1 protein-coding gene is annotated in these 246 nt (G+C 70.3%); it reads left to right on the top strand.

Going from position 1 to position 246, the window contains the following annotated elements; all coding sequences use genetic code 11:
• Positions 1-58: 58 nt before the first annotated feature.
• Positions 59-246, top strand: a 188-nt coding sequence (locus SB719_RS21950) for a hypothetical protein (RefSeq protein WP_412160003.1), incomplete at its 3' end; no start/stop codon positions are given.

Genomic DNA, 246 nt, shown 5'->3' on the forward strand with positions numbered 1-246 from the left:
GGTTCGTTCTGTGGCGTCCCCGGCCGGACCAGGCCGACGACACGGAAGGAGAATGGACATGGCCGAGCGCGGCAACACCAAGCACGGACCCATCCAGGACGAGGAGCTCAAGCACGAGGCGCAGCCGTTCGTGCAGGGCCACGGGCCCAGCCACGTCGAGGAGTGGCGCCAGACGGAGCCGATGCCCGACGACACCGACGACGCCGAGGTGGTCACTGCCTCCGGGGTCGACGGCGACGAGGCTCC

The sequence above is a fragment of the Pantoea sp. SIMBA_079 genome (assembly GCF_046940275.1).
Classification (GTDB): Bacteria; Pseudomonadota; Gammaproteobacteria; order Enterobacterales; family Enterobacteriaceae; genus Pantoea; species Pantoea borealis.